The sequence below is a fragment of the Spirillospora sp. CA-142024 genome, from assembly GCF_050942325.1.
Classification (GTDB): Bacteria; Actinomycetota; Actinomycetes; order Streptosporangiales; family Streptosporangiaceae; genus Spirillospora.
The window spans coordinates 4,769,469-4,790,873 of record NZ_CP192077.1 but is presented as its reverse complement, the minus strand read 5'-3'; the positions used below and the strand labels follow the sequence as shown (position 1 = coordinate 4,790,873).

21 protein-coding genes and 3 tRNA genes are annotated in these 21,405 nt (G+C 74.5%); 16 read left to right on the top strand and 8 right to left on the bottom strand.

The genetic code is table 11. From position 1 onward, the window contains the following. The first annotated feature begins 43 nt into the window (after positions 1-43). The gene (locus ACQPZP_RS23135) at positions 44-802 is read left to right on the top strand and encodes a hypothetical protein (protein ID WP_433471820.1); all 759 of its coding nucleotides are present in this window, start codon (positions 44-46) and stop codon (positions 800-802) included. A 91-nt stretch (positions 803-893) separates the two neighbouring features. Next, complete coding sequence (locus tag ACQPZP_RS23130) at positions 894-2,540, top strand: DUF885 domain-containing protein (RefSeq protein ID WP_433471819.1); 1,647 nt, start codon at positions 894-896, stop codon at positions 2,538-2,540. A gap of 26 nt (positions 2,541-2,566) precedes the next feature. Here ACQPZP_RS23130 and ACQPZP_RS23125 read toward each other — a convergent pair whose 3' ends face one another. Further along, on the bottom strand, positions 2,567-2,866 hold the full coding sequence (locus ACQPZP_RS23125; RefSeq protein ID WP_433471818.1) for a hypothetical protein: 300 nt from the start codon (positions 2,864-2,866) through the stop codon (positions 2,567-2,569). A gap of 533 nt (positions 2,867-3,399) precedes the next feature. Here ACQPZP_RS23125 and erm point away from each other — a divergent pair. Continuing rightward, on the top strand, positions 3,400-4,197 hold the full coding sequence (gene erm / locus ACQPZP_RS23120; protein ID WP_433471817.1) for an ErmE/ErmH/ErmO/ErmR family 23S rRNA (adenine(2058)-N(6))-methyltransferase: 798 nt from the start codon (positions 3,400-3,402) through the stop codon (positions 4,195-4,197). Between the two features lie 35 nt (positions 4,198-4,232). Here erm and ACQPZP_RS23115 read toward each other — a convergent pair whose 3' ends face one another. Next, on the bottom strand, positions 4,233-5,693 hold the full coding sequence (locus ACQPZP_RS23115) for a benzaldehyde dehydrogenase (RefSeq protein WP_433471816.1): 1,461 nt from the start codon (positions 5,691-5,693) through the stop codon (positions 4,233-4,235). 388 nt (positions 5,694-6,081) lie between these two features. Here ACQPZP_RS23115 and ACQPZP_RS23110 point away from each other — a divergent pair. The 3 genes from ACQPZP_RS23110 (at position 6,082) to ACQPZP_RS23100 (ending at position 6,364) form a co-directional block, all read left to right on the top strand. Next, positions 6,082-6,154 (top strand) — tRNA-Asp (locus ACQPZP_RS23110). Positions 6,155-6,178: 24 nt separating this feature from the next. Further along, positions 6,179-6,251: transfer RNA gene (locus ACQPZP_RS23105), tRNA-Cys, on the top strand. A gap of 40 nt (positions 6,252-6,291) precedes the next feature. Next, positions 6,292-6,364 (top strand) — tRNA-Arg (locus ACQPZP_RS23100). Between the two features lie 40 nt (positions 6,365-6,404). Here ACQPZP_RS23100 and ACQPZP_RS23095 read toward each other — a convergent pair. Further along, positions 6,405-6,827, bottom strand: coding sequence for a RidA family protein (locus ACQPZP_RS23095; protein ID WP_433471815.1), 423 nt, complete (start codon positions 6,825-6,827; stop codon positions 6,405-6,407). Positions 6,828-7,013: 186 nt separating this feature from the next. On the opposite strand from ACQPZP_RS23095, the gene ACQPZP_RS23090 reads away from it, so the two are divergent. Continuing rightward, complete coding sequence (locus tag ACQPZP_RS23090) at positions 7,014-7,418, top strand: Fur family transcriptional regulator (protein ID WP_433479660.1); 405 nt, start codon at positions 7,014-7,016, stop codon at positions 7,416-7,418. A 32-nt stretch (positions 7,419-7,450) separates the two neighbouring features. After that, complete coding sequence (gene katG / locus ACQPZP_RS23085; RefSeq protein WP_433471814.1) at positions 7,451-9,679, top strand: catalase/peroxidase HPI; 2,229 nt, start codon at positions 7,451-7,453, stop codon at positions 9,677-9,679. A gap of 67 nt (positions 9,680-9,746) precedes the next feature. Here katG and ACQPZP_RS23080 read toward each other — a convergent pair whose 3' ends face one another. Both ACQPZP_RS23080 and ACQPZP_RS23075 read right to left on the bottom strand, forming a co-directional pair. Beyond that, the gene (locus ACQPZP_RS23080) at positions 9,747-10,184 is read right to left on the bottom strand and encodes a Fur family transcriptional regulator (protein WP_433471813.1); all 438 of its coding nucleotides are present in this window, start codon (positions 10,182-10,184) and stop codon (positions 9,747-9,749) included. A 58-nt stretch (positions 10,185-10,242) separates the two neighbouring features. Beyond that, the gene (locus ACQPZP_RS23075; RefSeq protein ID WP_433471812.1) at positions 10,243-10,887 is read right to left on the bottom strand and encodes a TetR family transcriptional regulator C-terminal domain-containing protein; all 645 of its coding nucleotides are present in this window, start codon (positions 10,885-10,887) and stop codon (positions 10,243-10,245) included. A gap of 85 nt (positions 10,888-10,972) precedes the next feature. Here ACQPZP_RS23075 and ACQPZP_RS23070 point away from each other — a divergent pair, with 85 nt between their 5' ends. Beyond that, complete coding sequence (locus tag ACQPZP_RS23070) at positions 10,973-11,488, top strand: ester cyclase (RefSeq protein ID WP_433471811.1); 516 nt, start codon at positions 10,973-10,975, stop codon at positions 11,486-11,488. Continuing rightward, on the top strand, positions 11,485-11,979 hold the full coding sequence (locus tag ACQPZP_RS23065; RefSeq protein WP_433471810.1) for a DUF3237 domain-containing protein: 495 nt from the start codon (positions 11,485-11,487) through the stop codon (positions 11,977-11,979). Before ACQPZP_RS23070 ends, ACQPZP_RS23065 begins: the two co-directional genes overlap by 4 nt. A gap of 34 nt (positions 11,980-12,013) precedes the next feature. On the opposite strand, the gene ACQPZP_RS23060 is transcribed toward ACQPZP_RS23065, so the two are convergent. Continuing rightward, on the bottom strand, positions 12,014-12,730 hold the full coding sequence (locus ACQPZP_RS23060) for a TetR/AcrR family transcriptional regulator (RefSeq protein WP_433471809.1): 717 nt from the start codon (positions 12,728-12,730) through the stop codon (positions 12,014-12,016). A gap of 92 nt (positions 12,731-12,822) precedes the next feature. Here ACQPZP_RS23060 and ACQPZP_RS23055 point away from each other — a divergent pair, with 92 nt between their 5' ends. Together ACQPZP_RS23055 and ACQPZP_RS23050 are read left to right on the top strand one after the other, a co-directional pair. Beyond that, positions 12,823-13,824, top strand: coding sequence for an ATP-binding cassette domain-containing protein (locus ACQPZP_RS23055; protein ID WP_433479659.1), 1,002 nt, complete (start codon positions 12,823-12,825; stop codon positions 13,822-13,824). Then, positions 13,821-14,666: an ABC transporter permease gene (locus tag ACQPZP_RS23050; RefSeq protein ID WP_433471808.1), complete on the top strand. Its 846-nt coding sequence runs from the start codon at positions 13,821-13,823 to the stop codon at positions 14,664-14,666. Before ACQPZP_RS23055 ends, ACQPZP_RS23050 begins: the two co-directional genes overlap by 4 nt. Positions 14,667-14,746: 80 nt before the next feature. Here ACQPZP_RS23050 and ACQPZP_RS23045 read toward each other — a convergent pair whose 3' ends face one another. Together ACQPZP_RS23045 and rsgA are read right to left on the bottom strand one after the other, a co-directional pair. Continuing rightward, complete coding sequence (locus ACQPZP_RS23045; protein ID WP_433471807.1) at positions 14,747-15,262, bottom strand: GNAT family N-acetyltransferase; 516 nt, start codon at positions 15,260-15,262, stop codon at positions 14,747-14,749. Next, positions 15,259-16,365 carry a ribosome small subunit-dependent GTPase A gene (gene rsgA, locus ACQPZP_RS23040; RefSeq protein ID WP_433471806.1) on the bottom strand — a complete coding sequence of 369 codons (1,107 nt, stop codon included), beginning with the start codon at positions 16,363-16,365 and terminating at the stop codon, positions 15,259-15,261. The genes ACQPZP_RS23045 and rsgA overlap by 4 nt, the downstream gene beginning before the upstream one ends. A gap of 285 nt (positions 16,366-16,650) precedes the next feature. On the opposite strand from rsgA, the gene ACQPZP_RS23035 reads away from it, so the two are divergent. The 4 genes from ACQPZP_RS23035 to ACQPZP_RS23020 all read left to right on the top strand — a co-directional run bounded on the left by ACQPZP_RS23035 (position 16,651) and on the right by ACQPZP_RS23020 (position 21,296). Further along, positions 16,651-17,667, top strand: a complete 1,017-nt coding sequence (locus ACQPZP_RS23035) for a hypothetical protein (protein ID WP_433471805.1) — start codon at positions 16,651-16,653, stop codon at positions 17,665-17,667. 83 nt (positions 17,668-17,750) lie between these two features. Further along, complete coding sequence (locus tag ACQPZP_RS23030) at positions 17,751-18,998, top strand: hypothetical protein (RefSeq protein ID WP_433471804.1); 1,248 nt, start codon at positions 17,751-17,753, stop codon at positions 18,996-18,998. Positions 18,999-19,083: 85 nt separating this feature from the next. Continuing rightward, positions 19,084-19,824, top strand: coding sequence for a response regulator transcription factor (locus tag ACQPZP_RS23025; RefSeq protein WP_433471803.1), 741 nt, complete (start codon positions 19,084-19,086; stop codon positions 19,822-19,824). After that, entirely contained in the window at positions 19,821-21,296 is a 1,476-nt protein-coding gene (locus ACQPZP_RS23020) for a sensor histidine kinase (protein WP_433471802.1), read from the top strand. Before ACQPZP_RS23025 ends, ACQPZP_RS23020 begins: the two co-directional genes overlap by 4 nt. The last annotated feature ends 109 nt before the right edge of the window (positions 21,297-21,405 follow it).

The window sequence follows — 21,405 nt, the reverse complement described above, 5'->3', positions numbered from 1 at the left end:
ATCTTGGGCCCGATCGTAGGGTGTGGTTGTTAGTGTTGCGGCCATGTCGAGGCCGTTGCCGCCGGGGGACCCTGCTCAGCTGGGGCCGTTTCGTCTGTCGGCGCGTTTGTCGGAGTCCGCCGCCGGGATCGTGTTCCTGGGGGTGGACGGTGCGGGGCGGCGCGCGAGTGTGGCGGTGCTGAACCGGGGTGCGGCGGGGGATGCGGCGGCGCGGGACCGGTTCCGTGCGGCGATCAATGCGGCGGTGCCGGCGCCGGGGCGTCCGGTGGGGGATGGGCAGGCGGGTGGTGCGGCACCGGTGGTGGCGGCGCAGCCGGATGGTCCGGCGCCGTGGGTGGCGACGCTGTATGAGGCGGATCGGGCGGGGGCGGAGCGTTTTCTGGAGCCGGTGCTGTTCCAGGGGGCGGGGCGTGCTTGGTGGGGTGGGCGGCGGCGTGGGCCGCAGTTCCAGCCGTATTGGCTGGGGTCGGGGGAGCCGGCGTTGGAGCAGCCGCGGCCGCCGGGGGTGCCGGGTCCGGTCGGGGAGGGTCCGCCGGAGCGGAATCTTGTGGCGGCGGTGGTGGGGCTGGCGGTGGCGTTGTTGCTGGTGGCGTTGCTGATGGGGGTGTTGTTCGCGTGTGAGCCGGTGGCGAAGGAGCCGCCGCCTCCGCCGCCGGAGCCGACGCCGTCGTTGCGGGTGCCGTCGCAGTCGCCGGTTCCGACGACGCCGACGCCTTCTCCGTCGCAGCCGCCGCCGTCGTCGTCGGGGTCGCCGTCGCCTTCTCCGTCGGGTTCGGGTGGGGACGACGGGGCGCCGCTGTGACTCGCGCCGTGATGGCGGGGTCCGCCGACGGTGGGCCGGTTTGGCACATTTTCATGATCGCTTTTCGGGGTGCGGGTCGTAGCCTGGGGCGGTGACCGCTCTGGATGATCTCGCCGGCCGGTATGTGGACGAGTTCGCCGCGCTGGATCCGTGCACGGCGGCGATGATGGGGATCGCGGGGCAGGATTCGCGGCTGACCGACTACGGCCCGGAGGGGTTCGCGGCGCGGGCGGATCTGGCGCGGCGGACGCTGGCGGAGCTGGGCCGTGCCGGGGTGGAGGGCGAGGCGGGGCGGATCGCGGCGGCGGTGCTGCGGGAGCGTCTCGAGGTGGACGTGGCGCTGGACGAGGCGGGGGTGCGGGAGGGGTTCCTGGACACCACCGACGGGCCGGTGCAGCGGCTGCGGATGGCGTTGGAGCTGCTGGATCAGGGGGCGGGCACCGATTGGGAGGCCGTCCACGCGCGGGTGCGGGCGTTGCCGGGGGCGCTGGCGGGGTTGCGGGTGTCGTTGCGGCGGGCGTGCGGTGCGGGCCGGGTGGCGGCGCGGCGGCAGGTGCTGCGCAGTGCCCGCGAGTGCGCGGACGTTCCGGGGTATCTGGCGGATCTGGTGGCGCGGTACGGGGACGGGCCGTTGCGCGGGGGGTTGGCGGAGGCGGCGCGGTCGGCGTCGGCGGCGCTGGCGGAGTTCGGGTCGTATCTGTCGGTGGATCTGGCGGCGCGGGCGCCGGAGCGGGATGCGCTGGGTGCGGACCGGTACCGGCTTGGGGTGCGGGACTTTCTGGGGACGGAGCCGGATCTGGCGGAGACATACGCGTGGGGCTGGGAGGAGCTGGCGCGGGTCGAGTCGGAGATGGCGGTGGTGGCGGGGGAGATCCTGCCGGGTGAGCCGCTGCCGGCGGTGATGGCGGCGCTGGACGCCGATCCGGCGCACCGGATCGGGGGTGCGGAGGCGTTCCGTGGGTGGATCCAGGAGCTGGCGGATCGGGCGATCGAGGATCTGGACGGGGTGCATTTCGATATTCCGGGGCCGTTGCGGCGGATCGAGTGCCGGGTTCCGCCGGTGGAGGCGGGTGTCTACTATCTGGCGCCGGCGGAGGATCTGTCGCGTCCGGGGACGGTGTGGTGGACGGTGGGGGATCCGTCTGCGGACGTGGTGACCTGGACGGTTCCGACGACGATGTTCCATGAGGGGGTGCCGGGTCATCATCTGCAGCTGGGGGTGACGACGCTGAATCGGCGGCTGAACCGGTTCCAGCGGCTGTCGAGTGAGCTGCATCCGGGGCATTGCGAGGGGTGGGGGCTGTACGCGGAGCGGCTGATGGACGAGCTGGGTCATTATCGGGAGCCGGCGCATCGGCTGGGGATGCTGGCGGGCGGGCAGCGGTTCCGGGCGGCGCGGGTGGTGCTGGACATCGGGCTGCATCTGGAGTTGCCGATTCCGGCGGGTGCGGGGTTCCACGAGGGGGAGCGGTGGACGCCGGAGCTGGGGTTCGAGTTCCTGCGGGCGCGCAAGGGGCCGGATCCTGATTCGGCGGTGGCGTTCGAGATCGACCGGTATCTGGGGAGGCCGGGGCAGGCGATCGCCTACAAGCTGGGGGAGAGGGTCTGGCTGGAGGCGCGGGATGCGGCGCGGCGCCGTGCGGGCGCGGGGTTCGATCTGAAGGAGTTCCATCGGCGGGCGCTGGATCTGGGGCCGATGGGCCTGGACCGGTTGCGGGCCGAGCTCGCCGGCCCTTGACGGGCCGTGCCGGGCGGGGTGGTGGGTCAGACGGGTTCGGGGGGGTTGAGGCGGGCGTGGCCGGGGCTGCTGACGGTGTCGACGCCGGTTTCGCGGAGCCAGCGCCGTGCCGTGTGCAGGCGCATGCGGTCGTCCTTCGTGGCGCCGGGCAGGTCGTCGGGGGCGCTGCCGACGTGGCAGGCCTTCTCGTCGCCGGGGTCGACGACCTGCTTGAGGTAGTCCGGCGGCCAGCGGAGCAGCATGCGGCGGCCGCAGGTGGGGCAGGCCCACTCCTCGAGCCCGGATTCCTGGGTCCGGACTCTGTGCATCTCGTGGGTCCGGTACAAGTCGGGCCTCCTCGACCGTAGGCGGGGTTTCGGCACGTGTTCGTGCACTAGTGATTGCCCACGTCAAGGAGGTTAAACAGCATGGGCAAGCGTCTTTAAGGACGAGGTCACGCGGGTTCTGGTCAGACCGGAACCGGTGCGGGTGTGCCGGAAAACCCGTTGGGGCCGGGCGAGGCGGTGTCCTACGATCGCGCCCATGAGCGGTTTCACCAAGAGCGCGGCACGGGTGATCGTCTCCGCCGCCGCGTACGTCCGGCTGCGTGAGCGTCGCCCTGCCCTGGACCACCGGGTACCCGCCGCCTGATCTTTCCGCGGGCGCCGTGGCGCACCGGTGACCGTCCTGGGCCTATGCGATGTCCCTGACCATCGTGGACGGGCCCCGCCGCGCACCCCGAGCCGGTTCCCGCAGCGCGCCGTCGCCGCTGCTCACCGGCGCCTTCCGCGTGCCCTCTCGCGCACGCCGTTCGTGTTGTGCGCGTGTTGCGCGGCCCGTCCCGCCGGCCCACCGCGGCCGGAAGCCCAGGACGGCGACCGTGAACCACCGAGACCGGACCACCCCGCGCGGCCGTGCCCGCCGCGAACTGTCCCAGAACTTCCTCGCCGACACCGGCGTCATCGCCCGGTACGCCCGCGACGCCGCCGGCGGTCCCGGCGGCCTGGTCGTGGAGGCCGGCGCCGGCGACGGCCGCATCACCGCCGCCCTCGCCGCGCACGCCCGGGAGGTGATCGCCTACGAGATCGACCCGGTGATGGCCGCGCGGCTGCGGAACCGCTGCCGGGGCCTGCCCGGCGTGACCTGCGTGACCGGCGATTTCCTGGCCGCCCGGCCGCCGCGCGGCCCGTTCCGGCTGGCCGGCGGCATCCCGTACGCGGCCACGTCCCGGATCGTCGCGTGGGCCCTGGCGGCCCCGGCCATGGAGGCGGCGACGCTGATCACCCAGCGGGAGTACGCCCGCAAACGCACCGGCGACTACGGGCGGTGGAGCCGCCTGACCGTCCGGACCTGGCCGGAGTTCTGCTGGCGGCTCGGCGACCGCGTCCCCCGCGACCGGTTCCGTCCGGTCCCGCGCGTGGACTCGGCCGTCCTTCGCCTGGACCGCCGTGCCGAGCCGCTGCTGGCGCCCGAGGCGATGCCCGGCTACCTGCGCTGCGTGGACCTGGGGTTCACCGGGAAGGGCGGCACCCTGCACGCCTCGCTGCGCGCCGCCTACCCGCGGCGCCGCGTGGACGCCGCGTTCCGCGCGGCCGCCCTGCCCCGCGACACGATCGTCGCGCACGTCCACCCCGCCCAGTGGATCATCCTGACCCGAACCCTGCACCCCCACCGGTGACCGGCCCCCCGGGGGGCGGGGCCGGTCACGTGGGGTCAGAAGGGGTAGGTGGCGATCTCGCCGCGGATCGTGACCCACTGCGACTCGGTGAACGCCTCGATGTTGGCGTGCGGGCCGCCGAACCGGGACCCGTTCCCGGACGCGGCGACGCCGCCGAACGGGACGACCGGCTCGTCGTTGACCGTCTGGTCGTTGATGTGGACCAGGCCGGTCGGGACGGCGTCGGCGATCTTCATCGCCTGCCCGACGTCCCCGAGGATGCCGAGGGACAGGCCGTACTCGGTCGCCGACGCCAGCTCGATCGCCTCCTCCGGGGTGCCGAACGGCACGACCGGCGCGACCGGCCCGAACACCTCCTGCGCGTAGGCGGGCATGCCGGGGGTGACCTCGTCCAGGACGGTCGGGCGGTAGAACAGGCCCTCGTGGGTGCCGCCGGCCGCCAGGCGCGCGCCCGCCGCGACCGTCGAGGTGACCAGCTCGTCGATGTGGGCGAGCTGGCCGGCGTCGATGACGGGGCCGAGCGCGACCGGGCCGGCGGCCGGGTCGCCGACCGGGAGCTTGTCGGCCTTGTCGGCCAGGGCCGCAACGTACTCGGCGTGCAGGCTCTCGTGCACCAGGTGCCGCCCGGAGGTCATGCAGATCTGGCCCTGGTGCAGGAACGAGCCCCACGCGCCCGCCGACACCGCGTCGGCGACCCGCGCGCCCGGCAGGACGATCAGCGCGTTGTTGCCGCCGAGCTCCAGGTGGGCGCGTTTGAGGAGCCGCCCGCACACCTCGCCGATCGCGCGTCCGGCGGCGGTGGAGCCGGTGAACGACACCACCCGCACCTCCGGCGCCTCCACCACCGCCGCGCCGGTCTCGCGGCCGCCGGGCAGCAGGTGCAGCAGGCCCTCGGGCAGGCCCGCCTCCTGGAAGATCCGCGCGACCGCCACGCCGCCGCACACCGCGGTCCGCGGGTCGGGTTTGAGCAGGACGGCGTTGCCGAGCGCCAGCGCCGGCGCCACCGACCGCATCGACAGGATCAGCGGGAAGTTGAACGGCGCGATCACGGTGACGACACCGGCGGGGCGGCGCCGCGCCAGGCTCCACCGGGGCTGCGCCGACGGCAGCACCAGGCCCTGCGGGTGGGACGGCAGCGCCGCCGCCTCGTGGCACAGGCTCACCGCGAAATGCGTCTCCAGGTCCGCCTTCGGCGGGATCGACCCGGCCTCCCGCACGATCCAGTCGCCGATCTCGGCGGCGTGCTCCTCGAACAGGCGGCCCGCCGCCCGCAGCACGGCGGCCCGTTCCTCGTAGGTGCGGGCCGCCCAGTCGCGCTGCGCCGCCGCCGCGGCCCGCGCCGCCGCCGCCACGTCGGCGGCGCCCGCCGCCCCGAGCGCGCCGAGCGTCGCGCCGGTCGCGGGCTCGGTGACGTCGTAGACGCCGCCGTCCCCGGCCGGACGCCAGCCGCCGTCGAAGATCTTCCCGGTCCACACGCCGGGATCGAGCAACGCCATCGTTCCTCCTCGGAGGGTGCGCGGGCCGCGGACCCTCCGGCCCGCGGGCACGCCCGGGCGCACCGGGCGCACATCCCCGCCCCCACCCTCACCGCGGCGGACACCACCAGGAAGATCATCGTTTCGTTCAGTGGAAACCTGCGCGGCGGAAAATCCGTTGCGGGGCGCGGAGCGGCACGGCACTCTGATCAGGAAGGCGCCCGGCACACGGGCCCGGACACGGTGAGAGGGGACGGACATGAGCTGTCGGCACGACGATCGTCCCCGGCCCTGCCCGGCCCGGCGGCCCGCCCCCTGACGCGCGCGCAGCACACACAGCGCACGCGGCGGCCGCCTCCGGATCCATCCGGGAGAGCGGCCCCATTGGTTTCAGGACTCTGGTTTTCCCGACCTCGTAGCTCAGCGGTCAGAGCACCGGCCCGTCACGCCGGACGCCGTGGGTTCGAATCCCATCGGGGTCGCACGGCCCGCGCCCGCGGGCCCGTGACGCCGTGGCCGAGCGGTTCAGGCGGCGGTCTGCAACACCGTCTCACGCGGGTTCGAATCCCGCCGGCGTCTCCGGTCCCGTCCCCGCCGTCACCCTGGGGACGGGACCCTCCTCCCCGTGGCTCAGCGGACAGAGCACCGGCCTCCGAAGCCGGAGAACGCAGGTTCGAATCCTGCCGGGGAGACCCCGCACGGCCGCACGGGCTCGGCGCGGCCCGGCCCGGCTCAGGCGCCGTGGCCTCCCGGTATGACGGCCACCGCCTCGACCTCCACCAACTGCCCGTCATACCCCAGCACCGTCACCCCGAGCAGCGTGCTCGGCACGTCCCGGGACCCCATCTGCTCCCGGTAGACCTCCCACGCCTCCACCAGGTCCGCCCGCCGCGACGACGCCACGTACACGGTCGTCTTCACCACGTCCGCCAGCGACGCGCCCGCACCTTGCAGCGCCGCCTCCAGGTTCCGCATCACCTGCCGCGCCTGCCCGGCGTAGTCGCCGGGCGCGACCGTCGCGCCGTCCCCGTCCAGCGGGCACGCCCCGGCCACCCACACCGCCCGCAGCGGCGTGTCGGCCACCGCCGCGTAGGCGTACTCGACGGCGTCGGTCAGCCCCACGTCCCGCACCAGCCGCACACCCGTCCCGCTCACCGCGCCCCCTTCCCGGAAACCATGATCTTCTAGGCCAACGCGGCGGCTCCCGCGAACGTTCCACCCCGAATCAGGCCTGAACAACGGGCATTTCGGGCCTGTCGGCGCGCCCGCGCCGTAATCTTGACTCATTCAAGAAAATGAGCCAGTCTGTGTCGTGTGGCAACGCCCTTGGAGTTCCAGGAGATGCTGCGCGAGGCCGATCTGCGCGTGACCCGTCCGCGGGTGGCGGTGCTGGGCGCGGTGTACGCGCATCCGCACGCCGACACGCACTCGATCATCCGCGCCGTTCGCCTGCGGGAGCCCGAGGTGTCCCACCAGGCGGTGTACGACTCGCTGCACGCGCTGACGGCCGCGCGGCTGGTGCGCCGCATCCAGCCGTCCGGCTCCGTGGCCCGCTACGAGTCGCGCGTCGGCGACAACCACCACCACGTCGTGTGCCGGTCGTGCGGCGCCGTCGCCGACGTCGACTGCGCCGTCGGCGAGGCGCCCTGCATGACCGCCTCCGACGGCCGCGGCTACGCGATCGACGAGGCCGAGGTCATCTACTGGGGCCTGTGCCCCGGCTGCTCCACCGACAACAGTTCCTGATTCACCCACGGTCGCCCTGGAAGGAATCACACATGTCCGAGAACAACGAAGCCGTCACACCGGCCCAGGCGGAAGGCGCAGGCGGCTGTCCGGTCGCGCACGGGCGCGCCTCCCACCCCACCCAGGGGGGCGGCAACCGCGGCTGGTGGCCCGACCGGCTCAACCTGAAGCTCCTCGCCAAGAACCCGCCGGTGACCAACCCGATGGGTGAGGACTTCGACTACGCCGAGGCGTTCAACAGCCTCGACCTCGCCGCCGTGAAGCAGGACATCGCGGAGGTGCTCACCGACTCCCAGGACTGGTGGCCGGCCGACTTCGGGAACTACGGGCCACTGATCATCCGCATGGCGTGGCACAGCGCCGGCACCTACCGCGTCAGCGACGGCCGCGGCGGCGCCGGAGCCGGCCAGCAGCGGTTCGCGCCGCTCAACAGCTGGCCCGACAACGCCAGCCTCGACAAGGCCCGCCGCGTGCTGTGGCCGGTCAAGAAGAAGTACGGCCGCAAGATCTCCTGGGCCGACCTGATGATCCTGGCCGGCAACGTCGCCCTTGAGTCGATGGGCTTCACGACCTTCGGCTTCGGCGGCGGCCGCGAGGACGCCTGGGAGGCCGAGGAGGACGTCTTCTGGGGCCCGGAGACCGCGTGGCTGGACGACGAGCGCTACAGCGGCGAGCGGGAACTGGAGAAGCCCCTCGCCGCGGTGCAGATGGGCCTCATCTACGTCAACCCCGAGGGCCCCAACGGCAACCCCGACCCGATCGCCGCCGCGCGCGACATCCGCGAGACGTTCGGCCGCATGGCCATGAACGACGAGGAGACCGTCGCCCTGATCGCCGGCGGCCACACCTTCGGCAAGACGCACGGCGCGGCCCCGGCCGACGCCGCCATCGGCCCCGAGCCCGAAGGCGCCCCGCTGGAGGACCAGGGCCTGGGCTGGAAGAACTCCCACGGCACCGGCAAGGGACGCGACTCCCACACCAGCGGCCTGGAGGTCACCTGGACGCCCACCCCGACCGCCTGGGACAACAGCTTCTTCGAGGTCCTGTTCGGCTACGAGTGGGAGCTGACCGAGAGCCCCTCGGGCGCCAACCAGTGGCGGCCGAAGGACGGCGCCGGGGCCGGCACCGTCCCCGACCCCGAGGACGGCACGCTCAACCGGCAGCCGATGATGCTGACCACCGACCTGTCGCTGCGCTTCGACCCGATCTACGAGCCGATCTCGCGGCGCTTCAAGGACAACCCCGAGGAGTTCGCCGACGCGTTCGCCCGCGCCTGGTTCAAGCTGACCCACCGCGACATGGGCCCGATCGCCCGGTACCTCGGGCCCGAGGTACCGGCCGAGACGCTGGTCTGGCAGGACCCCGTCCCGGCGGTGGACCACCCGCTCGTCGACGCCGACGACATCGCCGCCCTCAAGCGCCGCGTGCTCGACTCCGGCCTGTCGGTCTCCCAGCTGGCCGGCACCGCGTGGGCGTCGGCCGCGTCGTTCCGCGGCACCGACAAGCGCGGCGGCGCCAACGGCGCCCGCATCCGGCTCGAACCGCAGAAGGACTGGGAGGTCAACAACCCCGACCAGCTGCGGACCGTCCTGCGCACCCTGGAGCAGGTCCAGGAGGCGTTCAACGCCGAGCAGACCGGCGGCAAGCGGATCTCCATCGCCGACCTGATCGTCCTCGGCGGGTGCGCCGCGGTCGAGCAGGCCGCCAAGGCCGCCGGGCACGACGTCCAGGTGCCCTTCACCCCGGGCCGCACCGACGCCTCGCAGGAGCAGACCGACGTCGAGTCGTTCGAGGTGATGGAGCCCACCCACGACGGGTTCCGCAACTTCCTGCAGAAGGGCAACCTGCTGCCCGGCGAGTTCCTCCTCATCGACCGCGCGAACCTGCTCACCCTGAGCGCGCCCGAGATGACCGTCCTCGTCGGCGGCCTGCGCGCCCTCGGCGCCAACCACGACGGGTCCTCGCTCGGCGTCCTCACCGACAACCCCGGGACGCTGACCAACGACTTCTTCGTGAACCTGCTCGACATGGGCACGGTGTGGAAGCCGACCACCGAGGAGTCCACGGCCTTCGAGGGCCGCGACGCCTCGGGCGAGGTCAAGTGGACCGGAAGCCGCGCCGACCTCGTCTTCGGCTCCAACTCCGAGCTCCGCGCCGTCGCCGAGGTCTACGCCAGCGACGACGCCCGCGACAAGTTCGTCCAGGACTTCGTCGCCGCGTGGGACAAGGTCATGAACCTCGACCGGTACGACCTCGCCTGATCCGGAACATCCGGGACGCCCGGGCCGGCCGCCGCAGCGGCCGGCCCGGGCGTTTCAATCGGCATGCCTAATCGGACGACGCGGCCCGGCACCGCGGGCACACGCCCCAGAAGGTGACCTCCGCCTCGTCGACCAGGTAACCGGCGTCGTCCACCGGATCCAGGCACGGCGCATGCCCCACCACGCAGTCGACGTCCTCGATCGCCCCGCAGCCCCGGCACACCAGGTGATGGTGGTTGTCGCCCACCCGCCCCTCGAATCGCGCCGGGCTCCCCGCAGGCTCGATCCGGCGCACCAGCCCCGCCGCCGCCAGCGCGTGCAGCGCCTCGTACACCGCCTGCAGCGAGACGTGCCCCACCCGGTCGCGCACCCCCGCGGCGAGCGCCTCCACCCCCAGGTGGTCACCGTCCCGGACGGTCTCCAGCAGCGCGACGCGGGCGGCCGTCACCCGCAGGCCGGCGCCGCGCAGCTCCTCGGCGGTCGTCGGGGGCCCGGATGCGGTCATGACGCCGAACCTACCTTCAAGTTCGCACAAAATCGGACGGCGAATGACACAAGCGTAATCAGGCGCCGGTATGTTCCCGCCCGACCAGCCCGTCCACCACCGCGCGGGCCTTGGCCACGGCCGTGGCGTCCCCGGCCCGCAGGGCGGTGTTGGCGGACATGAGCACCGCGTCGATCTGGAACGCGGCCAGATCGGCGTCCAGCGCCGCGACCTCGCCGGCCGCCACGGCGTGCCGCACCTCGGCCGCCAGGGCCTCCAGCCACTCCCGGTGCTGCCCGAACAGCGCGTCGCGGACCGGACCGGGCCGGCTGTCGAACTCGGGCAGGTTCGCCGCCCAGAAACACCCCCCGGCGAACAGCGGCGTCTCGGCGTAGACGATCCAGCGGTCCACCAGCGCCCGCAGCCGGGCGGCGCCCGCCGGCGCGGCCAGCGCCGGGACCACGACCGCCTCGGCGAACCGCTCCCGCGCCGACTCCGCGGCCGCCAGCTGCAGGTTCTCCTTCGTCCGGAACAGCGTCTGGACGCCGCTCTTGGACAGCCCCAGATCACCGGCCAGCCGCCCGAGACTCAACCCGTTGAGCCCCTCCAGCGACGCCACGTCCACCGCATGGCGGGCGATGGTCCGCCTGGCCCGCGCGCCGCGCAGCAGGCGCCCGTCGGTCACGGTCGGTCCGTGCACCGCAGATTCGTTCACCGGCGCCATCCTGCCACACCCAACTAGACGTACGACCGATCGTATGTTTAGCTCGGGCGGGACGGAAGCCCCCACCGTACGACCGGGAGAACCGATGGACACCGAACGGATGGACACCGATCAAAAGGACACCGATCAAAAGGACACCGAACGGATGCTGGCGCTGGCCCAGGCGCTGGCGGAGGCCAAGAGCCGCCAGGACCTGCCCGCGGCCATGCGCCTCCTGCACCGCGACATGGTCCTGCAGGCGCCCGCCTTCGGGACGACCGCGACGGGCCCGGCCGAGAACGAGCAGACCCTGGCGGCGTTCTTCACCGCCTTCCCCGACTACGACGTCACGCTGGAGGGACACGCCGCCGGCGAGGGCACACTCGTCTGCTGGGGGACCGCGCGGATGACCATGACCGGCGGGGGGTTCGGCGTCACACCCAACGGGAACCGCGCCGAACTGCCGGTGTTCATCCAGTTCACCTTCGCCGACGGCCTCATCGCCGGCGAGCGGTTCTTCTTCGACCTGTCGGCGCTGTGCGCCCAGTCGGGCGTGTCGACCGACGCCGTCCGCGCCGTCCTGTTCGGCGACACCCTCTCCGTCGCGGCGGGTGCCCGGTGACGGCCCCGGACCCGCGGATCAAGCCCGTCGGCGAGATCACGACACGGCACCTCTTCGACATGGTCGTCGACCTGGACGAGCCCCTCGACATCGGCGGCCCGGCCGGGCGGCGGGTCCTGTTCGGCAGCGCCGGCGGCACCTTCCACGGCCCGGACCTGCGCGGCGAGGTGCTGCCGGGCGGCGGCGACTGGGCGGTGTTCCGCCCCGACGGGACAATGGTGCTGGACGTGCGGCTCACCCTGCGCACCGACGACGGCGCCCTGCTGCACATGACCTACGGCGGCCGCTGGACCACCCCGCCGGAACTGCACGCCGACATCGCCGACCCCGCCAGGCGCCACCACGTCGACCCCGCCCGCTACCACTTCCGCACCAACCCGCTCATCGAGACCGGCGCCGAACGGTACGCGTGGCTGAACACCATCACCTGCGCCGGATCGGGCTACCTCGTCGAGGGCGGCGTCGCCTACAAGGTCGCCCGGATCCTCTGACGCCCGCCCCCTGAGACGCCCGGCCCGGTGGCGCTCAGGGGAGGGCGCCGGCGATGCAGTCCAGGACGCGTTCCAGGCCGTAGCGGAACTGCTCCTCGGTGGACATGTGCGGCAGCCGCGCGTCCATGACGATCCGCTCGAACATCGGGTACCTGCCGGTGTCGAGCAGCTCCCGCACGTAGGGGGCGCTCTGCATCATCCAGCGTTCCGGGGTCATCCCGGTCTGCCGGATCTCCCGCTTCCACTCGATCTCACCGCGCACGGTGCGCTCGACGTAGCCGTTGAGCATGTCCAGCAGGGTCAGCATGTCGTCGATGGGGACGCCCACGTCCAGCGCCCCGAACGCGAACTCCAGCAGCCGCAGCCGGTTCGGGCCGAACGAGCCGCGCGGCCGCACCAGCCCGGACAGCCAGGGGTGGCGCAGCCACACCGCCCGGGTGTTCTCGGCGATCAGCGTCAGGTCGGCGCGCCAGTCGCCGGTCGGGCGCTCGGGGATGTCCATCTCCAGCAGCGCGTGGTCGACCATCAGCTCGATCAGGTCGTCGCGGGACGGCACGTAGCGGTACAGCGACATCGCGCCGGTGCCGAGGTCGGCGGCGATCCGGCGCATGGACGCCGCCTCCAGCCCCTCGGCGTCGGCGATGCGGATCGCCGCCTCGGTGATCTGCGCGCGGCTGTAGGCGGGGCGCGGCCCCCGGCCCTGCCGCTCGGGGAGCGACCAGATGCTGACGTGCTGCTCGCCGGCTGTCACCGAACCTCCTCGTGGCCCTTTCGCAGCATCCTAGTTGCGTACGACGTACCCAGTTGTCTACCGTAGTTGCGTACACCGTACCCAGAGGAGGGATCGTGTCGGACGAACCGATCGTCGTCGCCGAGGCGCTGCGCAAGCGCTTCGGGGACACCCAGGCCCTGGACGGCCTCGACCTGGCCGTCCCCGCCGGGACCGTCTGCGGGGTCCTCGGCCCCAACGGCGCCGGCAAGACCACCGCCGTGCGGATCCTGGCCACGCTGGCCGACGCCGACTCCGGGCACGCCCGCATCGCCGGGTACGACGTCGCCCGCCGTCCCGACCAGGTCCGCACCCGCATCGGGCTCGCCGGGCAGTACGCCGCCGTCGACGAGAAGCTCACCGGGCGCGGCAACCTGCGCATGTTCGGCCGCCTCTACCACCTGCCGCGGCGCGAGGCCCGCCGCCGCGCCGACGAGCTGCTGGAGCGGTTCGGGCTGATGGACGCCGCCGACCGGCAGGTGGCCGGCTACTCCGGCGGGATGCGCCGCCGCCTCGACCTGATCACCAGCCTGATCCTGCGGCCCCAGGTGCTGTTCCTGGACGAGCCCACCACCGGCCTGGACCCGCGCAGCCGCGGCGAGATCTGGGACGCCGTCCGCGGGCTCGTCGCCGACGGCACCACCGTCCTGCTCACCACCCAGTACCTCGACGAGGCCGACCGGCTCGCCGACGACATCGCCGTGATCGACCACGGCCGCGTCATCGCCACCGGCACCCCCGACGAGCTGAAGGCCTCCATCGGCGACCGCCTCGACGTCGTCCTGGACGACCCCGCCATGGCCGGAGGCGCCGCCGACGTCCTGCACACCCTCGCCGGCGCCTACCCGGCCCTGGACGGCGACCGCCTCTCGGTCCCGCTGGCCGCCGGGTCCCTGCGGCTCGCCGACGTCGTCCGCGAACTCGACCGCGCCGGCGTCACCGTCGGAGACGTCGCGCTGCGCCGCCCCACCCTCGACGAGGTGTTCCTGCGCCTCACCGGCGAAACCGGCGCCGGCGACACCGGGAACGGCCGGGACGCCGCGACCCGCGAACGTGAGAAGGAGCCCGCCCGATGACCGCCGTCCACACCGTCACCGCCGGCCCGGCGCCCGCGTCCCGCGGCGGGCGGCTGCGCTGGGCGCTCGCCGACGGCCTCACCCTCATCGGCCGCGAGCTCGGCCGCATCCGCCAGGAACCCGGCGAGCTGATCGCCGCGCTGATCTTCCCCGCGATCATGGTGGTGCTGTTCGGGTACGTGTTCGGCAGCGCCATCTCCGTCCCCGGCGGCGGGAACTACCGCGAGTACCTGATGCCCGGCCTGTTCGCCATGGTCACCTTCACCGCCACCATGGCCGTCACCATGCGGGTCGCCACCGACGCCTCCCGCGGCGTGATGGACCGGTTCCGGTCCATGCCGATGGCCCGCTCCGCCGTCCCGTTCGGGCAGACCGGCGCCGAGATCCTCAACGGCGTCCTCGGCATGGTCATCATGGCCTGCGCCGGCCTCGTCGTCGGCTGGCGCGCCCACAACGGCGTCTGGCCCACCGTCGAGGCGTTCCTGCTGCTGGCCCTCATGCGGTACGCGCTGAGCTGGGCCGGCTGCTACCTCGGCCTGGTGGTGAAGAACGAGCAGACCGCCGACCAGCTGATCCCGCTGGTGTTCCCCGTCACCATGCTGTCCAACTCGTTCGTCCCCACCGGCGGCATGCCCAAGGTGCTGCAGGTCATCGCCGACTGGAACCCCGTCAGCGCCCTCACCGCCGCCTGCCGCACGCTGTTCGGCAACCCGGGCGCCCCGGCCGCGGACGTGGCCTGGCCGGTCGCGCACCCCGTCGCCGCCACCCTCGGCTGGTCGGTGCTGCTGCTGGCGGTCTTCGTCCCGCTGTCGGTGCGGACCTACCGGCGGCGCGGCCGCTGACAACCGGTGGCCACTGACAGATCGTGGCCCCTGACGCCCGTGGCCTGCGGCGGGACCGCCGCAGGCCACGGGCACCGGCGTCAGACGCCGAACGGCGCCGGGTAGCGCACCGTCCCGGACGGGACCGGGCCCGGCCCCTCCAGCACCAGCGCCATCAGCGCCTCGTCCGGCACCTCGAACGCGACTCCGACGCCGAGCGCCGACGCCCGCGTGAACCCGAACCTCGGGTAGTACTCCGGATGGCCGAGCACCACCACCAGCCGCTCGCCCCCGGCCGCCGCGCGGCGGGCCGCGGCCTCCAGCACCGCCCGCACCGCCGCGCCGCCGGCGCCCCGCCGCTGGAACCGCGGCGACACCGCCACCGGCGCCAGTGCGAGCGCGTCCGCGCCGCCGGCGGTGCACCGCGTCAGCAGCGCATACCCGGCGACCCGCCCGTCCGGGGCCACCGCCACCGCCGACAGGCCAGGAATCCAGGCCGCGTCGCCGCGCAGCGCGTCCACCAGGACGGCCTCCGCGGCGGTCGGGAACGCCGCCTCGACCACCGCGCGGACCGCGGCCGCGTCACCGGCCGTCTCCGGCCGCGTCGTCCAGCTCATCGGTCCCCCCGCTCCCGGTAGAGCCGCCGCTGCCACCTGGTGATCTCCTTGCGCCGGTTCTCCCGCTCGGCGCGCAGCCGGTCGTCGGTGCGCGCGGCCGCCCACGCGTTCTCGCGCAGCAGCTTGCGGTAGCTGACCAGGCGGCGGGGCGGCAGCGTCCCGTCCTCGACCGCGGCCAGGACGGCGCAGCCCGGTTCGGTGTCGTGCGCGCAGTCACCGAACCGGCAGGCGGCGGCCAGCTCCTCGATGTCGGCGAACGTCCGCTCCAGGCCCTGCGACGCCTCGAACAGGCCGACGCCGCGCAGCCCCGGCGTGTCGATCAGGACACCGCCGCCCGGCAGCGGCAGCAGCTCCCGCCGCACGGTCGTGTGCCGGCCCTTGCCGTCGGCCTCGCGCACGGCCCCGGTCGCCAGGACGTCCTCGCCCAGCAGCGCGTTGCCGAGGGTGGACTTGCCCGCACCGGACGGCCCGAGCAGCACCACCGTCCCGGCCAGGACGGCGCGGACGGCGTCGACGCCGTCCCCGGTCGCGGCGCTGCACGCCACCACGTCCACGCCCGGCGCGGCGGCGGCGACCTCCGACCGCGCGGTGCCGGCGGTGCCCGCGGCCCGGTCGGCCTTGGTGAGCACGACCACCGGCCGCGCCCCGCTCTCCCAGGCCAGCGCCAGCAGCCGCTCGACCCGCCCGAGGTCGGGGCGGGCGGCCAGCGACACCGCGATCGCGACGGTGTCGACGTTGGCGGCCAGCACCTGGCCGCGCGAGTCCCGCGCCGCCGACGACCGCACGATCGCGGTCCGGCGCGGCAGCAGCGCCGCCACCGCCGGCCGCCCGCCGGGGCCGCCGGCGCGCAGCGCCGCCCAGTCGCCCGTGCACGGCGCCGCGACCGGGCCGCCCGGCGAGTCCGACGAGGACAGGGGCGACGAGGCCGGGGCGGAGGCCCGCGCGGGGCCGTCCTCGGCGACCACGTCGCACAGGCCGCGGTCGACCGCGGCCACACGCGCGGGCGTCAGGCCCGCGGCGCGATGAGAGGTGAACTCGTTCTCCAGGGTCTCGTCCCAGCCGTAGGCGGCCAGAGGGGACGACCCCGCGAAAGTGAAGGACAACGGATCGGAACCCTTGCGTGAAGGGGCCCCGGCGTGAACGTGCCGCGCAAACCGTGCGGTGGGAAGGTCAGCCGGAGGCCCGGGAAAGGAGGACGGGCTGATTGCTGCGGGCAGCAGCCACTGCGGCGACGGCCATGCGTCCTCACCTCCCTTTCGGTTCCGGGCGCGACTCTACCGGCCGGGGCCGTCCCGGTCGACCGGATATCTCCCTTCCCCCGCGCGGGGGAGGGGGATCGGCCGCCGCGGGGAGGCACCGGCGGCGCCGGCCGCCGCAGGATCAGGGCCATGGCCACCACGATCACCGGACCCGCCCCCGCCCGCACGCCCGGCCGCCGCCTGCCGGCGGCCGCGCTCGCCTGGGTCACCGCCTACGGGGCCCTGCGCGCGTACTGGGCGGCCGGGCACCGCCCGGGCGACCTGTCGCCCGTCGGGACCGACCTCGTCGTCTTCACCGGGTGGGGGAGCGTCGCGCTGTGCGGGGCCGCCGCGATCGTCCTGGCCGCGCTCGCGCTCGCCCGCGCGGACCGCGTCGGCCGCGGGCCCCGGCTCGCGCTGACGGCGGCGGGCTGGACGGCGGCGGTGTGCCTGGTCGCCTCCGGCGCGATGCTGCTGCTCGACGTGGTCGGCGGGATCCTGCCCGGCCTCGGCATCGGCTTCTACCCGCTCGGCGCGCTGTCGCGGGCCGCGGTCGTCGCCGCCGGGATCACGACCGGGCTGTCGGTGCGCGCCTACACCGTCCGCCACGCCGTCCGCGACCGCGCCGGATGCGCCGCCTGCGGGCGGCCCGCGACCGCGCCAGGCCCCCTCGACCGCACGCCCGCGTGGGCGTTCTGGGCCGCCTACCTCGCCGTCGCCGGATGCGTCACACGCATCGTCGCCCAGGCCGTGGTCGGGTTCGGGGAGTCGCCGATGTCCGCCGGCCCCTCGGCGGTGCTGTTCGAGGCCGGGTTCGTGCTCGGCGGGAGCCTGCTGCCGCTCGCCCTCGTCCACTCCTTCGGTCGGACATGGCCCCGCCGTGTCCCCGGCCTGGCCGGCCGCCGCGTCCCGCGCCGGCTGGTGCTGTGGCCCGGCACCGCGATCTCCGGCGGGCTCGTGGTGTACTTCGGGCTGATGCTGCTGCAGATGTGCTGGGAGCGGCTGCACGGCCGCAACCCCTTCCCGCCCGAAGGCGGCCTCGACCTGCCCGAGGCGTTCTTCTGGGTCGCCGTCCCCGCCTACTTCGCCTGGGGCGCCGGGATGGCCGCCGCCGCCCGCGGCTACGCCCGCCGCACCCGCACCCCCTGCGCCTCCTGCGGCCGCTGACCCGGGCACCGGCCGGCGCCGGACGGAACCCCGGGCGATGTTCGGAAGTTATGGTGATTTGGGGGCGGATCGCGAGGAGAGGCGTGACCGTGGACGACGAGATGGGCGACGAGATGGACCGGCGGGACACCCGGCCGGAGGACAGGCCGGAGGACGGGACCGGGCTCGCCGGGCGCGCCGGCCGGGCCGACCGCGCCGCAGCCGAACGGCTGGAGGAGATCTGGGACGGGCTGGCCCCGGCCGCCGCGTCCGCCGCCCGCATGGCCGCATCCGCGGGCGAGCCGCTGCGCGACGCCGCCCGCGACACCGCCGCGCTCGCCGCCACCCGCATCCTGGAGCAGATGTCCGGGACGCCCGCCATGAAGGCCATCGAGCAGGCCGCCCGGGACGCCGCCGTCAACGCCGCCCGCGCCGCCGCCGAACGCGCCGTCACCGAGGCCCGCGCCGCCGCGGCGGCCAACCCCGCCACCGCGAGCGCGTTCGAGGCCGCCGCCGCCGCGATGACCCTCGCCGAGCAGGCCGCCAGCCACCCCATGGCCGCCGCCGCGCGCCGCCTCGCCGCCGGCAGCCCCCTCGCCCGCGCCGCCACCGCCGCCGCCCTGGACGTCGCCGGGCGCACCATGGCCGCGACCGCGTCCCAGCCCGTCGTGCAGGCCGCCACCAGGACCGTCGTGGACGCCGCCATCGACACCGTCGCCGACGCCGCCGTCGACGCCGCCATGACCACCGGCCGCGACATCGTGACCCGCGTCGTCCGCGAGACCGCCGAGCAGGCCGCCCGCGACGCGGCCGCCGCCCTGCGCGACACCGCCCGCAAGACCGGCAGGCAGACCGGCGTGGCCGCCGAGCTGGCGCCGCTCGCCGACGCCGCCGCCGGCCTGGCCGCCCGCGCCCGCCGCGACCCGGCCGTCCGAGACGCGGCCCGCACCGCCGGGGACCTGCTGTCGGCCGCCGCCGGCAGCGCCCTCGCCCGCACCGCCCGCGACCTGGCCGCGCGCGCCGCGGCCCGCGCCGCCACCGCCGCCGTCGAGGCCGTCCTGCGCGAACTGATCCGCGACGCCCTCAGGCTCGCCATGCGCGACACCCTGCGCGGCCTCATCGTGGAGGTGTCCCGCGACGTCGTCGTCGACGTCGCCAAGACCACCTGGACCACCGCCACCCGCCCCGATCCGGCCCAGGCCGCCGTCGTCATCGAAGCGACCGTGGACACCGACACCGGCACCGGCACCGGCACCGCAGACGACACGGGCGCGGGCGACGCCGGTGGTGGCGGTACCACGGGCGGGGCGTGGGCCGACGCCACCGCCGAACCCGAAGATCGCGCGTCCTGAACCGGCCCTCAGAAGATTCTGAGAGAACCATGAGAAACACCGCCTGGTGGCCCGGGCGCTCACCGGCGCTGTTTACGGTGTGTACATGGAACCTGGCATGCAGGGGGCGCGGGCTGCGCGGATACTGGTGGTGGACGACGAGCCGGCCGTCCGCGAGTCGCTGTCCAGCAGCCTGGAGTTCGAGGGCTACCGCGTCGACGCCGCCGCCGACGGCGTCATGGCCCTCGACCAGGTCGAGAAGGAGACCCCCGACCTGGTCGTCCTGGACGTCCTCATGCCGCGGATGGACGGCCTGACCACCTGCCGGCGGCTGCGCGCCCTCGGCGCCACCATGCCCGTCCTCATGCTCACCGCCCGCGACATGGTCGGCGACCGCGTCACCGGGCTGGACGCCGGCGCCGACGACTACCTCGCCAAACCGTTCGAGCTGGACGAACTCCTCGCCCGCGTCCGCGCCCTGCTGCGCCGCGCCGCCATGAACGGCACCGCCGCCGACACCGGCGACGCCCCCGGCGAGGACGTCCTGTCCTTCGACGACCTGCGCATGGACACCCTCACCCGCGAGGTCACCCGCGCCGGGAAGCACGTCGAGCTGACCCGCACCGAGTACATGCTGCTGGAGATGTTCCTCGCCCACCCCCGCCAGGTCCTCACCCGCGAGCAGATCCTGGAGACCGTCTGGGGCTTCGACTTCGAACCCGCGTCCAACTCCCTGGACGTGTACGTGATGTACCTGCGGCGCAAGACCGAGGCGGGCGGGCTGCCGCGGCTCGTGCACACCGTCCGCGGCGTCGGGTACGTGCTGCGCACGGCGGCGTCCCCGTGACCACCCGGGCACCGGTCACGCGGCGGCTCACGCTGCGCGCCCGCATGGCGCTGCTGACCGCCGCGGCCGTCGCGCTCGCCGTCGCCGCCTGCGCCAGCGCCGGATGGCTCCTCACCCGCAACCAGCTGTACCACGAGCTCGACCGCCGGCTCGGCGCCGTGTCCGGCGGCCCGCCCCCCGGCCAGGACCGCGACCGCGACGGCGTGCCGCCGTTCCACGGGCGCCTGGCCTGGCAGGTCGAGGCCGCCCTGGCCGCCTGCACCCAGGACCCCACCGGGACCGGCAGCGAGAACCGGCCCCCCGGCCCCTACGAGATCATGCAGCTGGTCAACGCCGAAGGGCGGCGCTGCACCGTCCCCGGCACCGGCGCCCTGCAGGTCACCTCCGAGGACGTGCAGGTCGCCCGCGGCGAACGCGACCACGTCTACCACGACGGCACCGGCGTCACCTCCTCCGGTTCCAAGGGCGACGTCCGGATCCTCACCCGCTCCTTCCGCACCGCCGACGGCACCCCCGCCGCCGTGTCCTACGCGATCTCCCTCGACGAGGTCGAAGGCCCCCTGGACAACCTCGCGCTGCTGCTCACCGCCGTCACCGCCCTCGGCGTCCTGGTCTCCGCCGCCGCCGGGCTCATGATCGCGCGGGCGTCGCTGCGGCCCGTGGACGAGCTGACCGGCGCCGTCGAGCACATCGCCCGCACCGAGGACCTCGGCACCCGCATCCCCGAGGAGGGCACCGACGAGATCGCCCGCCTCAGCCGCTCCTTCAACAGCATGACCGCCGCCCTGGCCGCGTCCCGGGAACGGCAGCAGCAGCTCATCGCCGACGCCGGGCACGAGCTGCGCACCCCCCTGACCAGCCTGCGCACCAACATCGACCTGCTGCTGCGCTCGGAGGCCACCGGACGCGAACTGCCGCAGGCCACCCGCCACAACCTGCTCGCCAGCGTCAAGGCGCAGATGCAGGAACTGTCCAGCCTCGTCGGCGACCTCCTCGAACTCGCCCGCCCCGCAGAGGCCGAACCCGTCCGCGAGACCGTCGCCCTCCACGACGTCGTCGCCCGCGCCGTGGAACGCGCCCGGCTGCGCGGGCCCGGCCTCACCGTCGAATCCGACACCCAGCCCTGGCATGTGCTGGGCGACCCGGCGTCCCTGGAACGCGCCGTGGTCAACCTGCTCGACAACGCCGTCAAGTTCAGCCCGCCCGGCGGGACCGTCACCGTCCGCCTCAAAGCCGGCGAGCTCACCGTCCGCGACCACGGCCCCGGCATCCCCGCCGACGACCTCCCGCACGTGTTCGAACGGTTCTGGCGGTCCCCGTCCGCGCGGAGCCTGCCCGGATCCGGGCTCGGGCTGTCCATCGTCGCCCGCGTCGTCGCCGAATGCGGCGGGGACGTCGCCCTGGAACCCGCACCCGGCGGCGGGACCCTCGCCCGCGTCCGCCTCCCCGGCACCGCCACCCCCGGCGACTGACCGCCCCTGCCGGCGGCGCGGCCCGACGGCCCGGCGGCCGGTCTGAGGCCGCGATTCTCATGTTGCGTTAATGGACGGCTCACGGCCTTCCCACACCCGCCCCCGAACC